The sequence below is a fragment of the bacterium genome, from assembly GCA_022616075.1.
Classification (GTDB): domain Bacteria; phylum Acidobacteriota; class HRBIN11; order JAKEFK01; family JAKEFK01; genus JAKEFK01.
The window spans coordinates 1-15,293 of record JAKEFK010000179.1; the positions used below are offsets into that span (position 1 = coordinate 1).

The 15,293-nt window shown below is 48.9% G+C and carries 12 protein-coding genes; all 12 read right to left on the minus strand.

Annotated elements, in window-relative coordinates; all coding sequences use genetic code 11:
- Positions 1–108 precede the first annotated feature (108 nt).
- Positions 109–1,050 (minus strand): Gfo/Idh/MocA family oxidoreductase, encoded by a 942-nt coding sequence (locus L0156_14015; protein ID MCI0604112.1) that lies wholly within the window; start codon positions 1,048–1,050, stop codon positions 109–111.
- A gap of 10 nt (positions 1,051–1,060) precedes the next feature.
- Positions 1,061–1,837: an acyl-ACP--UDP-N-acetylglucosamine O-acyltransferase gene (gene lpxA / locus L0156_14020; protein ID MCI0604113.1), complete on the minus strand. Its 777-nt coding sequence runs from the start codon at positions 1,835–1,837 to the stop codon at positions 1,061–1,063.
- Position 1,838: 1 nt separating this feature from the next.
- Positions 1,839–2,279 carry a 3-hydroxyacyl-ACP dehydratase FabZ gene (gene fabZ, locus L0156_14025; GenBank protein MCI0604114.1) on the minus strand — a complete coding sequence of 147 codons (441 nt, stop codon included), beginning with the start codon at positions 2,277–2,279 and terminating at the stop codon, positions 1,839–1,841.
- Between the two features lie 14 nt (positions 2,280–2,293).
- The gene (locus L0156_14030; protein MCI0604115.1) at positions 2,294–2,833 is read right to left on the minus strand and encodes an OmpH family outer membrane protein; all 540 of its coding nucleotides are present in this window, start codon (positions 2,831–2,833) and stop codon (positions 2,294–2,296) included.
- A 265-nt stretch (positions 2,834–3,098) separates the two neighbouring features.
- The gene (bamA, locus tag L0156_14035) at positions 3,099–5,435 is read right to left on the minus strand and encodes an outer membrane protein assembly factor BamA (GenBank protein MCI0604116.1); all 2,337 of its coding nucleotides are present in this window, start codon (positions 5,433–5,435) and stop codon (positions 3,099–3,101) included.
- 58 nt (positions 5,436–5,493) lie between these two features.
- Positions 5,494–7,896, minus strand: coding sequence for an ATP-dependent Clp protease ATP-binding subunit (locus L0156_14040; GenBank protein ID MCI0604117.1), 2,403 nt, complete (start codon positions 7,894–7,896; stop codon positions 5,494–5,496).
- Positions 7,897–8,151: 255 nt separating this feature from the next.
- Positions 8,152–8,841, minus strand: a complete 690-nt coding sequence (locus tag L0156_14045) for an ABC transporter ATP-binding protein (protein MCI0604118.1) — start codon at positions 8,839–8,841, stop codon at positions 8,152–8,154.
- A complete protein-coding gene (locus L0156_14050) occupies positions 8,834–10,063 on the minus strand; it encodes a lipoprotein-releasing ABC transporter permease subunit (GenBank protein MCI0604119.1) in 1,230 nt (409 codons plus the stop codon). Before L0156_14050 ends, L0156_14045 begins: the two co-directional genes overlap by 8 nt.
- Positions 10,064–10,148: 85 nt before the next feature.
- Positions 10,149–11,627 (minus strand): lysine--tRNA ligase, encoded by a 1,479-nt coding sequence (gene lysS, locus L0156_14055; GenBank protein MCI0604120.1) that lies wholly within the window; start codon positions 11,625–11,627, stop codon positions 10,149–10,151.
- Positions 11,628–11,668: 41 nt separating this feature from the next.
- Positions 11,669–12,208 (minus strand): hypothetical protein, encoded by a 540-nt coding sequence (locus L0156_14060; protein ID MCI0604121.1) that lies wholly within the window; start codon positions 12,206–12,208, stop codon positions 11,669–11,671.
- A 39-nt stretch (positions 12,209–12,247) separates the two neighbouring features.
- Entirely contained in the window at positions 12,248–14,023 is a 1,776-nt protein-coding gene (locus L0156_14065; protein ID MCI0604122.1) for an acyl-CoA dehydrogenase family protein, read from the minus strand.
- Between the two features lie 70 nt (positions 14,024–14,093).
- Positions 14,094–15,266, minus strand: a complete 1,173-nt coding sequence (locus tag L0156_14070; GenBank protein ID MCI0604123.1) for an acetyl-CoA C-acyltransferase — start codon at positions 15,264–15,266, stop codon at positions 14,094–14,096.
- Between the last annotated feature and the right edge of the window lie 27 nt (positions 15,267–15,293).

The window sequence follows — 15,293 nt, forward strand, 5'->3', positions numbered from 1 at the left end:
CTACTTACGCAGGCGGGACGCCTGCCCTACTTACGCAGGCGGGACGCCTGCCCTACTTACGCAGGCGGGACGCCTGCCCTACTTACGCAGGCGGGACGCCCGCGCTACTTACGCAGGCGGGACGCCCGCGGTACATTGCTTCACCGCCAGCGCCATCTTCAACGAAGGAAGGGATTCCCGAATCTCAACACCCGAAGAACTTCGGCCAGCAACTGCATCGCGGAAAGCGCTTAACTCCTCCAGCAACGGATGTTGTCGTTCCTCCGGTTTGTACTCCTGCTGAGATATCTCAGGAAAGCCTGCATTGCAAAGATTGGGCTGCAAAGAAAACTGCGAGAGGGTTTGCTCCGCAAGATCGAGGGAAAGATAGGAATAGGGCTGAAACAATCGCATCTTCCGCATCCTTTTGCCGCTGACGCGAGAAGCGGTGAGATTCACGACACATTTCCCGGGGAATTTCAATCGCGCATTGGTAATGTCGATCTGCCGCGAAAGAATTGGAATTCCAACTGCTTCGATGTGAGCGGGTTCCTCTTTTAAAAAAAGGTAGAGAAGATCGAGGTCATGAATCATGAGATCCAGCACAACATCGATATCCAGGCTGCGCGGTGAGAAAACACCGAGACGATGAGTCTCTATAAAAAGCGGCCTGGTGATGTCAGACAGTGCCCTTCGCACCACAGGATTAAAACGTTCAGGCAATCCGACGTGGGCTACGATGCCTTGCGCAGCCGCCAAATCGGCCAGTTGCTCAGCTTCTTCGGCCGTAGCCGCGACTGGTTTTTCGATCAGCACGTGTTTCCCGGCGCGAATCAATTCCGTAGAAATCGCAAAATGGTCAGATGTCGGGACAGCTATGATTGCAGCATCAAACTGGTCCATGCGCGAACGATAAGAAGTATCGTAAGGAAGATGGTATTCCTGGCCGGCAGCGATAGCTTTTTCCGAAACGATATCCACAAGCAAAACGGGATCGACCCCCGGGAGATTTTTGAGGAATCGAAGATGGTGCTTACCCTGATGTCCAATGCCGATGAGAGCTAAACGCATTGTAAGAACTTTACTTGATAATTCCGCGGGTGGAAGAGCGAATGAAATCCAGAAGATAGGTGATTTCCTCTATCTGCGGCACTTCTTCAGAAATCCTTTCCAGAGCCTGCCTGGTATTCAATTTCGATTGGAGCAGAAGGCGGAAGGCATGCTTGATAACGCTGAGTTTTTGATCGTTAAAACCCCGTCTCCGGAGGCCAATGGAGTTCATCCCGTAGCAATGCGCTCTGTTCCCTACGGTCTTCGAATAAGGTAGAACATCTTTTGTAATCACGGAGTAACCACCCACAAAACCGTACTCTCCTACACGGCAGAATTGATGAATGCCGGAAAATGCGCCGACAAGGGAGTAGTCCTCTACCGTTACATGCCCCGCCAGTGTCGCTGCATTTGCCATGATTACATGGCTTCCTATAGTGCAATCGTGAGCGACATGTGTGTAGGCCATAAAAAAATTGTTGTGTCCTACGATCGTTTTCTTTCCACCTCCTTGAGTTCCACGGTGGAAAGTGACAAATTCCCGGAAAACGTTGTCATCTCCGATAATCAATTCGCTTCGTTCCCCGTGAAATTTCAAGTCCTGTGGAATTTGGCCGATGGAAGCAAACGGAAAAAAACGGCAATTCTTGCCAATGATGGTAGGACCCTCAATCACGACGTGCGGCGCAATTTCCGTTCCGCTGTCGATTCGTACGCCAGGTCCGATTACGGAATAGGGACCGACGCAAACGTCCTCCGCCATTTCCGTCTCCGGATGAATGATCGCTGTGGAATGAATCGAAGACATGCTAGGAGTTCTGAACAACGATGGAAGTTAGAAATTCCGCTTCTGCTACCAGCGTTTCATTGACAAACGCTTCCCCGCGCATCTTGCAAATTGTGTGTTTGTAGCGCAGCACATCCACCACCAGCCGCAATTGATCGCCGGGAATTACGGTCTTGCGGAATTTTGCGTTGTCGATCCCAACCAGATAGACAAGTCCCTTTTCTTTCAGTTCGTGATCCTGAAGCAAAAGGACCCCACCCAGTTGAGCCATCGCTTCAATAATCAAAACCCCGGGCATAATCGGACGTCCGGGGAAATGGCCCGCAAAAAAAGGTTCGTTGTACGTCACGTTCTTGATTCCGATAATTCTTTTTTCTTTCTCAAATTCAAGAACGCGATCCACCAGCAGGAAAGGATAGCGGTGGGGCAACGCCTTCAAGATAGCATTGATGTCCAGTGCCATCATTCAGTCCTTTCTTACTTCTTAGGCACGGCACCCTTTGCTATAGCATCATTGAACAACTTGATCACTTCATCCGTGATGTCATTCTTCGCGCTGAAGTAGACCAGCTGATCCCGTTGAATGATCACGGAATAACCCCTTTCTTCACCCATTTTCTGGATGATCGGAAGCACTTTTTCTTCGATACCTTTGATCGCTTTTCCCAGCTCTCGTTGGATTTCATTTTCTGAATCCTCGGAGTAACGTCTCAATTCGGTAATTGCTTTTTGGATATCGCCATTAAGTTTTTCCCGGGCTTCTACACTCAGAATGTCGCGCTGTTTTTCCAGTTTGTCGCGCATCGTCTGAATACTGGTCTGCTGCCTGTCGATCTCCGCTTGTTTCTTGTCTTTTAGCGTTTTGATTTCAGCCAGCGCCTTTTTCCCCATTTCCGAACCCTGCACTACCCTTTGAGGATCAATGACAGCAATCCCCGCCGTTTGAGCAAATACCGGTAGCGCAAACAAAACCAATAAAGGAAACATCAGCCATTTCATAGAACTATTTCTCTCCATTGTTAATAATTTTTTTACCACAGAGTCACGGAGCACACAGAGAAGTATCAGTTTTTCTCCGTGAAATCCGTAACTCCTTGGTGAAAAAGAATAATGCAATTGAGGCAAAGACGCCAAGAATATCATAATTCCGGTGACTTTGCTTGCAACCATCTTTCTCCCCCTTATAAAGGGGAGAGCAAAAGGGGTCCTATTAGAAGCTTCCCAACCTCCCCTTAGTCCCCTCCTTCATAAGGAGGGAAATCTTGGGCAAGTGCACCGTCCCCTAGAATGTCGTTCCGACGGAGAATCGAAATGTCGTCCTTTCCGGCCGGCTGCCTGGGGGTAGTATCAGCAGATCGTCATAGTTAAAGTTATATGCCCAGATAAACCGGAAAGGGGCGCTCAAGAAAGGAGCCGTAAATCGGACCTCGAAACCGGTGCTTCCGCGCATGTCCTTCAAGGAGATGTTGTGGTCGTTATCAAAAGCATTTCCATAATCCACAAATGCCGCAATTTTTAAAGGACCGGCAAGCGGCATCACGTACTCTGCATTGATCAGAAAGTACTTGTTTCCGCCGACCAGGAAAAGACGCTGCGATAGCGGCTCGATCCTGATGGGAGAAACTGTCCGAACGTCATAACCACGAATGCTTTGTTCTCCCCCGAGATAATATCTTTCATAAAATGGAAGCTCTTCACTATTAAATCCAGTGGCATAACCCCCTTCCACATTAATATCGGTGTGATGTTTTTTGGTTAAACCGGGCAAGTACATGGTGAAGGCTGCAGAAGGCTTATAGTAGCTTACGTCCCCACCAAACGGTCCACCGACGATTTCATTTGAAAAAACGAAACGGGTTCCGCGGCTTGGATCAATCGGATTGTTGATTGTATTGCGCAGAATCTGCGGAATAACGCGGCTTTCGATGCGGTCGCTCTGCAGTAATTCCGCACCCGGAAACAGACTTTCATCGGCTGGCGGTATGGTGATTTCACCAGGCAGATCAATATCGACCGTTTGATAACCGTACGACACGGCGCCTCTAAGATCGCCGACGATATGGAACCCAAAGGAAACATTTCCGCCAATCGTGTCTTTCAGGTAATTGAAATAATCATAACGGCTGCGGAATACGCTGAATCCAAGAGCGATTCGACGATCCAGAAAGTATGGCTCCAGCACTTGCACCGCATAGTTTTTAGTGCGGGTTCCGCTTTGCAAGCTCAAGGTAAAAATCTTTCCGCTGCCGAAAAGGTTTTTAGTTGAAAAAACGACGTCACCAAAGAACCCATCGAGCTCACTGTATCCACCGCCCAGCCGAATCTCATTTCTCTTATTTTCTTTAACTTCTACAGCGATATCCGCCTGGTTCGTTTTATCCGAAACAGGAGTGATGTTCGGCTTCAGGTCTTCAAAAAAGCCGAGCCGGTAGATTCGATCAATGCTCTCGCGAAATTTCGAAACCCGGAGCAGTTCTCCTTCCTGAATCAACATTTCCCTGCGAATGACCTTGTCACGCGTGTAATCATTGCCCGTAAACTCCATACGGTTCACGTAAAACTGGCCGTTCTCTTGAACCTCCATCTTTAGATCCACAATGTCCTTGTCCTTCTTCACATCAAAAACCGGACCGATCGAAACGTAAATATAGCCTTCGTCTCCGTAAAGCTTCTGGATCTCGTCTACTCCCTCTTTGAGCAAGCTTCGATTAAAAACCTTCCCTTGTTGCAGCGGAATCTTCGGCAACAACTTTTGGGAATCAAAAACTGTGTTCCCCGTAAATTCAATGTTACCAACTTTGTACTGGCGGCCTTCGCGTACAGGAATGGTGAGCTTCATCCGTTCTTTGTTTTTAGGATCCAGCTCAATCTTCGGTTCATCGATGCGCGCGTTGATGTACCCATGGTTGAAGTAAAGCTCTTCAACTCGCTCCATGTCCTTTTCGAATTTTTCTTTCTCAAAATCGTCCTTCTTGGTGATCCAGGAAAACATCCAGTGTTCTTTGGTATCTTTCATCCGTCCTTTCAGTTTTCCATCCGAAAAAACCTTATTTCCATCGAATTCAATATCCCCGATTTTCACATTCGGGCCTTCATCCACAACAAAAACCAGTTTTGTGTACGAATCACCGATGGGCTCGGTCTTGTAGCTGGCCGACCCGAATTGCAACCCCTTTTCGGTCATCAGTTTATTGATCGAATTCACAACTCTTTGAGCGATATAAGAATCGAGCGGTTGATCGGTTCGAATATTGATATTTTCATCCTTCAGCTTGGTTTGAATATCGTCAGTAGAGACCTTCTTGTTGCCGGTGTATTCAATCGTTTTCACCAGCGGTCGTTCCTTAACTTTGAAAATAACTTCGATACCCTTCGGCGTCGTTTCTGTCTCGACTTTCAGGTCATCCAGAAAACCGGTCTGCCAGAGCCGCCGAAAGTCGCTCTGAACGGCGCCCTCATCATATGGGTCACCCGCTTTCACGGAAATGTAGTAAAGGTAAGTTTCAGTCGCAATCCGCTGATTGCCTTCAATACGAACGGAAGAGACTGTGTTGTTGTCCTGACCAAAAGCAGCGGACAGTAAAAGGAAAAACGCAACGAGAGATAGAATGTATTTCATGATGAAACAGCCTTAAACTCCGCACGGGGTTCGATGATTGCGGCCCCGGCTAGAAATCTCAGGATGGATTAAAGATCAGTTTTTCATCCTGCATGTCCACTTCAATGTTCTGAGTCTTCGTGTTTCCGCTGCGAATAAGCAGATTTGCGATGGGATCTTCAACGTAGCGTTGGATAGCGCGTCTCAACGGGCGAGCGCCGTATCGTTTGTCTTTGCAAGCCCGTTCCAACAACCAGGCCATAGCGGCATCCGACAACCGGATCTGTGGCCGCTCCTCCTTCTGATCTGCATTGATTTGATCAATCATCATTTGTATGATTTTCAGCAAGTCATCATCTGACAGCGGATGGAAAACAATAATTTCATCTAAACGGTTGATGAACTCCGGGTTGAAGATCTTTCGAACTTCCTGCAGCACTTCTTCACGAATGTCCTCATATTCCTGGATGGCATCCGGCGCCCGGAACCCCATGCGCCCCTTTTTTTCAATCATCCGGGCTCCGATATTGGAAGTCATAATGATTATCGTGTTCTTGAAATCTATGTGGTTCCCGAATGAATCCGTCAAGTGACCGTCCTCCAGCACTTGAAGCAGAATATTGAAGATACTGTAATGAGCTTTTTCAATTTCATCCAGCAACACAATGGAGTATGGATTCCTTTTTACGAGCTCTGTTAGTTGCCCTCCGTCTTCATAACCCACATAGCCCGGAGGGGAACCGATCAACTTGGAAACCGAATGTTTCTCCATAAATTCAGACATATCAAAGCGGACTAAAGCCTTTTCGCTGCCAAATAAATGCCTGGCCAGTGACCGCGCCAATTCAGTTTTACCGACGCCGGTAGGTCCCAACAACAGGAAGGAACCGATTGGCTTATTTGGATTCTTCAGACCAATGCGGGACCGGCGGATCGCCCGAGAAACTGCGTCAATCGCGGGACTTTGAGCAATGATCCATTTCCGAAGCTCATCCTCAATATGGAGCAGCTTTTCTGATTCGGCTTCGTTCAAGGAGCTAAGAGGAATCCCTGTCCATTTCGAAATGACTTCCGTGATGTTTTCTTTCGTAACAATGCTAGTATGAGCCTGCGTCGCGTTCAGCTTTTCTTTCAACATAAAAAGATTTTCTCGCTGCAACATTTCTTCATCGCGATAAAATGCGGCTTTCTCAAACTCCTTTTTCTGAATCGCTGTTTCCATCCGGTCCACGATTGTTTTGATCTTCTTCTTGATGTCAGAGATTTCGCTCGGTTGCGGGGAACCGGTGAGTTTCACCTTTGACCCTGCTTCATCCATCAAATCGATGGCTTTATCAGGCAGAAATCTTTCGGTGAGATAACGCGAAGACAAAAACACCGAGGCGCGAATGGCGTCGTCCGTGTATTTTACACTGTGAAATTTCTCGTAGATTTCCTTCAGACCGGAAAGTATTTGTATGCTGTCATCTTCCGAAGGAGGACTGATCCGTATCGGCTGAAATCGCCTTTCCAGAGAGCGGTCTTTTTCAATGTGTTTGCGGAATTCTGACGGAGTCGTAGCGCCGATGCACTGAATCTCGCGTCGCGACAGGGCTGGTTTCAAAATATTTGCGGCATCCAGCGATCCTTCCGCTGATCCTGCACCAACCAGTGTGTGAATCTCATCGATGAAGACAATGATTTCGGGAGATTCCGCAAGCTCTTTGAGAATCGCCTTCATGCGTTCCTCAAATTGTCCACGGTATTTCGTTCCGGCAACAACAAGAGAGATATCCAGCGCAAGTACACGCTTATCGGTGAGATGGTAGGGCACTTCGCCATCCACAATTCTTTGGGCCAGACCTTCCACCAGAGCCGTCTTCCCAACACCGGGCTCTCCTACCAGCAAAGGATTGTTTTTCGCGCGCCGGCAAAGGACCTGCACCATCCGATCCAGCTCCGGTTCGCGTCCGATCAAAGGATCCAGCATATGCCGCGCCGCCGCATCCGTGAGATCCCTGCAGAATTCATAAAGTGTCGGCGCTTCCTTCACTTTCCCTGATGTCTTTTCGTTCAAAATGTTTGAAATTTCTGAACGAATGACCGTGAGCTTCATTCCTTTTTGACGCAAAATCTCAGCAGCTACGCAGTTTTCCAGGCGCAGGATGCCCAGAAGAATATGCTCCGTTCCAATGTATTTGTGATTCAGATGCTCCGCTTCTTCAGCGGCAAACGTCAGCACTTTGTCCACATCCGGACTGGGAGGAGGTTCAATGGTGGAGGAGATTTTCTCCTTTAAAATAATCCGCGATTCAATTTCTTTTCGAATCTCTTCAAACGTGATCTTGCATCGATTGAAAATTCGGCTGGTGATCCCATTTCCTTCGCGAATTAGACCAAGGAGAAGATGCTCGGTTTCGATCGTGCGGCTCCCCAGTTGCGTGGCTTCGTAACGAGCAAATTGAATGACCCTGATCGCCCTTTCTGTATAATGCTCAAACATGCTCACCCTTTTTATGAATATAAAACGTTTTCAGGTTTCAAGCCTCACTTTCAGCTCGTGAAGACGTGCAACTTGAAAAGGTGAGCAGTGGAACAATGATTCCACCCTCTGCTCAATAAAAACCGCCGCTTGGCAGCAATTAATTGTAACAAAACGAATTACGCTTTGCAACGAAAAATAGCCTTGATTTTTAACGCAGAGACGCGAAGACGCAGAGAAAAAGCTTTCTCAACTCTGCGTCCCTGCGTCCCTGCGTTAAATTTTTTTTTGGAGTTTGCCTTCGTGGAGGATGAAAGTTTCATCGCAGACTGCCGCGAGATCCGGATTGTGCGTTGCGATCACAAAAGCAAGCTGGCGGCGGCCATGCAGATCGCGAAAAAGTTGAAAGATGGAAGCGGCCGTATTTTCATCCAGATTCCCCGTGGGTTCATCAGCAAGAATCAGAACCGGATCTTGAATCAGCGCGCGGGCGACAGCAACACGCTGTTGTTCTCCACCGGAAAGCTGCCCTGGTCTATGGTCCAATCTATCTGAGAGGCCCACTTCAGCAAGAATCTTTTTTGCTCGCACCGCTGCTTCCGCGCGGTCATACCTCTTCAGAAGATAGGGCATCATCGTGTTTTCCAGCGTGTCGAACTCCGGCAGCAAGTGATGCATCTGAAAAACAAAACCTACTTTCTGGTTACGAAAGTGAGCCAATTGAACCGGCGAATACTGCAGAATGTCGCGCCCTTCAAATAGAATTTCGCCGGAATCCGGCCGGTCCAATCCGCCGAGCAAATGCAAAAGTGTGCTCTTTCCAACGCCGGATGCGCCCATGATGGCTATCATTTTCCCGGTATAGACTTCAAAATCCAGACCCTTCAAAACGTCGATTTGTTTCGAAGCAGATTGATAGGTTTTATGGATCTGCAAAGCGTTCAACAAAACAAAATTCTTACTCATAACGCAACGCTTCCGCGGGATTGATGCGCGAGGCCCGCAAGGCAGGATAGAGAGTGGAAACAAAACTGATGGCCACAGCAGTCACCGTGATGAGAACAAAATCAACGGGTCGAACCCGAAAAGGCAGATACGGAATGAAGTACACGTCCAGAGGCAATTGGATCACGCGATAATGATCCATTACCCAGGAACCAACAACGCCAAGCAAAGCTCCTACAATGGTTCCTGCCACACCGATCAAAATCCCCTGCAGCATAAAAATGCGCATGATCTGGCGCGAAGTGCATCCCATAGCCATGAGAATTGCAATGTCACTGGTCTTATCCAGCACCATCATCACAAGTGTTGAGATCACGTTGAAGGACGCAACCAGCACGATCAATCCGATGGTGATGAAGAGCATGATTTTTTCCAGTTTCATCGCGGAAAAAAGTGACTGATTCTGGCGGATCCAGTTGTTGACCACAAACCGGTTCCCGAGTGTTTTTTGAAGCCGGTTCGCAATTTCTTCCGCCCGATAAATATCGTTGATCCGCGCTTCTATTAAACTGACGGCATTACTCAGCGAAAACAGCCGCTGCGCGGTCTGCATCCCCACAAGCGCCCAGCTCGTGTCGTATTCGTAGAGCCCTGAGTTGAATTCGCCAAGAACTCGAAACTTTTTGAATTTCGGCATCATCCCCAAAGGGGAGAGCATGCTGTCGGGAGATACAAGCGTTACGAGATCGCCGCGATGCACACGCAGGCTTGCGGCAAGGTCCGCGCCCAGCACGATTCCATCCCTTTCCTGCCCGGGATTTTTTAGTTCAGACAGCACCTTTCGATCGATCTTGGCCGCCAGCTCAGTGACTTTTCCCTCCTGTCCCGGATCAATTCCCTTGACGATGATTCCGTTGGCGCCAGCCGAGCTGTAGATCATAACTTTTCCATAAACGACCGGAGAAACGGACAGCACCGACGGATCGGAGGATACTACATTCATAGTATTATGCCAGTCGTTTAAGCCTCTGGAATTTGCCGAATAGACCATAATGTGAGCGCTGGCTCCCAGAATCTTGGACTGGATGTCCTCTTGAAAGCCGGTCATCAAAGCAAGAGCGACAATCAACGCCATCACTCCCAGAACGAAACCGAGAACAGCGATGAAAGAAACGACCGATAGAAAGGCCTGTTTCCGACGGGCCTTTAAATACCGCAACGCAATGGAGAGTTCAAATCGCATTAGCTCTTCAACGCAGAGGCGCACAGACGCAGAGATTTTAGAGTTTTTTTTCTCTGCGTTCTCTGCGTCTCTGCGTTAAAAGAGTTCATGTTTTTGGTTTGAGAAGGGGGAAGAGAATGACATCGCGGATCGACGGAGAATTTGTAAACAACATGGTCAAGCGGTCGATACCGATTCCCTCGCCAGCGGTGGGAGGCATTCCATGTTCGAGCGCAGTCACGTAGTCTTCATCCATACCGTGCGCCTCCAGATCGCCGGCCTGGAGCGCCTGAAGCTGATCTTCAAAACGGCTTTTTTGCTCCGAAGGATCATTCAATTCGCTGTAAGCATTCGCGATTTCCATCCCTGCAAGATACAACTCGAAGCGTTCCACGACTTCCGGATCGTCTGGTTTTGACTTGGACAATGGAGAGAGTTCGCGCGGATGATCCGTGATGAATACGGGACCATCCAGCTGTGGCTCCACCAGCTCTTCAAAGAGTTCTCCGATCAATTTGGCGCGCGAAAGTTTTCCGGCATCTTTGATTTTTCGTTCGAAAGCCAGATTTCGCAAAAACTCTTCGTCTTGAAGCTGCCCTTCTGTCAATCCTCCCATCTCGATGAGCGCCTTCTTCATCGGTAGTCTTTTCCAGGGTCTCGCGAGTGCCATTGTTTTACCGTTATATTCCAGCTCCTCTTTTCCAAGAACGTTTCTCGCAACAGTACACAGCAAGTCTTCGGTAAGTTGCATCAATGCCTGGTAGTCATAGTAAGCAATATAAAACTCGAGCATCGTAAATTCCGGATTGTGCATTGTGGAAATGCCTTCATTGCGAAAGTTCCTGTTGATTTCATAAACACGATCCAGGCCGCCCACTGTTAACCGTTTGAGATAGAGTTCGGGCGCAATCCGCATGTAAAGGTCCATGTCCAGCGCATTGTGATGTGTCTTAAAGGGCCGCGCCAGCGCGCCTCCCGCCAAAACCTGCATCATCGGAGTCTCTACTTCAATAAAATTGTGGGCGTCAAAATATTTGCGCATCTCCGCTATGATTTTGCTACGCACTACAAAGATGCGCCGGACCTCCGGATTGGAGATCAGATCCAGGTAGCGCTGGCGATAGCGAAGCTCGACATCCTGCAGGCCATGCCATTTCTCGGGAAGGGGGCGCAAGGCCTTGGAAAGAAAATGCAATTTCTCGGCTTTCACCGTCAATTCACCGGTCCTGGTACGAAACAGTTCCCCCTCCACGCCGATAAAATCGCCAAGATCGAGACACTCGAAAATCGCAAACTGGTCTCCCAGTACGTCCTTTCGCAGATACACCTGCAAACACGCTCCATCCTGTTGTAAACTCAAAAAACAGGCCTTGCCAAAACCCCGCAGAGCCACAATCCGCCCTGCCACAGCTTCGTGGCGATGCTTGTTCTCCAGCTCTTCTGCCGGAACATCCTTCAGCTCGCTTACTATATCTGTAATACTATGCGTAAAATCAAATCGGCGCGGATACACATCGATACCGAGCTCTCGAAGTTTGTCCAGTTTCAGACGCCGCTGCTGTATATATTCTTCTTCTGTACTCATGTTCGTTTTCAAAATAAATAGTTGACTTTGTCAACTATTTTTTAGAGTTTGATTTCGGGAATAGAGCGCAACACGGATTGAATCGCGTTCAGGTGTTTCGGATCAAAACGTGATGCATGTTGTTGAATCAAGTCAAGGGCCGCGCCAATGCTCGCGCTGCCATCGGGAAGCAAAATCATACCTTCCAACAACAAAATACTCGCGGTTGAAAACTCTGCGGGCGCAATTTCCCCTTTTATCTCCGGGCCTTCATCTCCGGGATCCACACCAAAGGCTTTCTTGAATTCCTCAAAAGCTTTTTCCGCTTTTTGCTCCTTATAATAATGCGCAACCCCCGTATACATTCCACAAACGTAGTAGCTCACCTGGCTTCCAAAAGAGACCTTGTCAGTGTCTTTGGCGTCAGGATATTTACGATGCGCATAAGTCATCGCAATGGCTTTCACATCATCGCCCGAGAAATCGTCATGGACATCGATCGGATCCTTGTAACCGATTTCAGGCAAAGTGGCTTCGGCGTCTTCAACTGAAATGTTGAAGAAATCCAAAACTGCCTGCCGGTCAAAATGAACTAATGGCATAAACGATCCTTGCCGGCTGGAAGCCGGCGATACAAATTGCTAAAACGGGTATTTGCCGGCGTTGAGCATCACATCGGCGATTTCCTGGCGCAGCGCGATTGTGTTGAGCGGCTGAAACTTTAGAAAACGTTTCAACGCAGCAAGATTTGTGCGCAACATATCTCCATCCGACACCGCAGCAAGTATTTCCTTCGCATGGTTCTCCACGTTGCTCACCGCATCGTTGCAATAAATCTGTATCAACATAATGGTATCGCGCGCCTTTTCTTCCCCCTGTGTGGAGAGCAACTTCTGTGTGCGCAATAGCGCGCTTTCCGCCGCCCACGCAATCATTACTATATCGCTGATGTGGCAAAGGATCTCCTGGTGCTCTTCCAGCTGCATCATGTATTTCTGCACGGCCAGGCCGGCTGTGAGCAAAGCAATTTTCTTGATGCTTTCCACTATTTTTTGTTCCCGCGAAAAGAGCGTTGCTTCTCCCTCTTCTGTGGATGGGAATCCGAGCAATTCATCCTGGAGCTTTTGCGCGGCGGTAAGCAACGGCAATTGTCCTTTCATCGCGCGTTTCAGAAGCATCCCGGGAATCAACAAACGATTGATTTCATTGGTTCCTTCAAAAATCCGGTTGATCCGCGAATCGCGATACGCCATCTCCGCCGGATACTCCTGACTGTAGCCGTAGCCGCCATAGATTTGAACCGACTCATCCACAACGTAATCCAGATATTCGCTGGTTAAGACCTTGATGGTTGCGCACTCGATTGCGTATTCTTCCATGGCTTTCAACGCTTCTTTCGGGTTTTCCAAATCGACGCGCGATAAAGCCGCATCCAGCAGACCTGCTGTGCGATACACCATGCTTTCACCAACGAATGTAACTACGGCCATTTGGGCCAGTTTATGTTTGATCGCGCCAAAACTTCCGATCGGACGTCCGAATTGGTGCCGTTCGTTTGCGTACTTCACGGAATGATGAATGCAATTTTTGGATCCACCAACGCAAGCGGCGCCCAGCTTAAAACGGCCGATGTTCAGGATGTTGAATGCAATTTGGTGCCCTTTCCCGATCTCACCCAGCAAATTCTCGACCGGCACGCGCGCATCTTCCAGAATCAACACGCGCGTAGAGGAACCGCGAATCCCCATCTTCCTTTCCTCAGCGCCTGTGGAAACTCCGGGAAAACCTTTTTCGATGATGAAACCGCTGAACTTATCTCCATCGACTTTCGCAAAAGTGATAAACACATCTGCAAAACCTGCATTGGTAATCCACATTTTGGTTCCGTTCAAAATGTATTCTTTGCCATCGGGTGATAACACTGCAGTCGTCTTTGCGGCAAGAGCATCCGAACCCGAACCGGGCTCGGTCAGCGCGTAAGAAGAAATCCACTCGCCTGTTACGAATTTCGGCAAATACTTTTTCTTTTGTTCTTCATTTCCGAAATAAACAATGGGAAGAGTCCCGATTCCGGTATGGCCGCCGAAAGAAACAGCAAACGAGGCGTATTTCGTCATCTTTTCAACAACCAGCATCGCCGACGTTTTGTCGAGACCTAACCCGCCGTATTTTTCCGGGACTTCCACGCCGCACAATCCCAATTCACCGGCTTTACGCAAAAGATCAACGGTGCACTGCAATTCCTTTTCTTCGATGCGGGGAACCAACGGCAAAACTTCCTGTTCCATGAAGTCTTCCACGGTCTGAGCAATCATCTGCTGCTCTTCCGAGAAATCTTCCGGCGCAAAAGTTTCTTCCGGCTGAATCTGCTCCAGCAAGAATCCCCCGCCTTTCTTTCCCAGCTTGATTTCTTCCATTACAGTGCCCATAGGATCCCTCCGCGCATTCAGAATTTCGCAGGCGGGACGCCCGCGCTACTTTGCGCGATTATACTTCAAATATTCCGGCAGCTCCCATTCCGCCACCGACACACATCGTCACCATGCCGTAACCGCCTCCCTTTCGTTTCAGTTCTTGAATGATGCTCACCGTTAACTTTGCGCCCGTGCAACCTAAGGGATGCCCCAGCGCAATCGCGCCACCGTTGACATTGATGACGTCCGGATTCAATTCGGTTTCTCGAATAACAGCCAGAGATTGCGCAGCAAACGCTTCGTTCAATTCGATCACTTTGAGATTATCCTTATTAAATCCCGCAATCTTCAACGCCCTGGGAATTGCATGAACCGGTCCGATGCCAAAAAGCTCCGGTGGAACTCCGGCTGTGGCATAAGCCACGTACCTGGCAAGCGGCTTCAGTCCAAGCTCCTCCATTTTTTTTCGTGAAACGAGTATCACCGCCGCAGCCCCATCGCTGGTTTGCGATGAATTCCCAGCGGTGATCATTCCGTCCGGACGAAACGCGGGCTTCAATCCGGAAAGCGCTTCGAAACTTGTGTCTTTGCGTGGACCTTCATCGATTTCAAACCGCACACCCTTTTTCGTGCGTTTTCCATTTTGCAGATACACTTCTTCGAGTTCCAATGGAACGATCTCATCTTGAAATTTTCCCGCTTCGATCGCGGCAATCGCTTTCAGGTGGGAACTCAACGAGAATTGATCCTGATCTGCACGGCTGATGTTGTACTTGCGCGCAACCGTTTCCGTTCCGAGTCCCATGGAAATGTATGCATTCGGATTCTCTTGAACCAGGACCGGATTCGGCATCACACGATGCCCTCCCATCGGAATCAGGCTCATGCTTTCGGCGCCACCTGCGATGATGCAATCCGCGGAACCTGTCATGATCCGTTCTGCTCCAAATGCAATCGCTTGCAATCCGGAGGCGCAAAAACGGTTGACGGTGATGGCGGAGCTGCTTACCGGCAAACCGGCCCTGAACGACGCCATCCGGGCCACGTTCAAACCTTGCTCCGCTTCAGGCATCGCGCATCCAAGAATCACATCTTCAACATCTTCTTTTTGGATTTCAGGAGCTCTGCGCAACAAATCCTGAATCACGAAGGCCGCCATGTCATCCGGCCTTGTGTTGCGCAAAGTTCCTTTAGGCGCCTTGCCGACCGCTGTTCTTGCCGCCGCCACGATAAATGCCTCTTGCATACAAACTCCTAGTTTTTACAAAAGTAG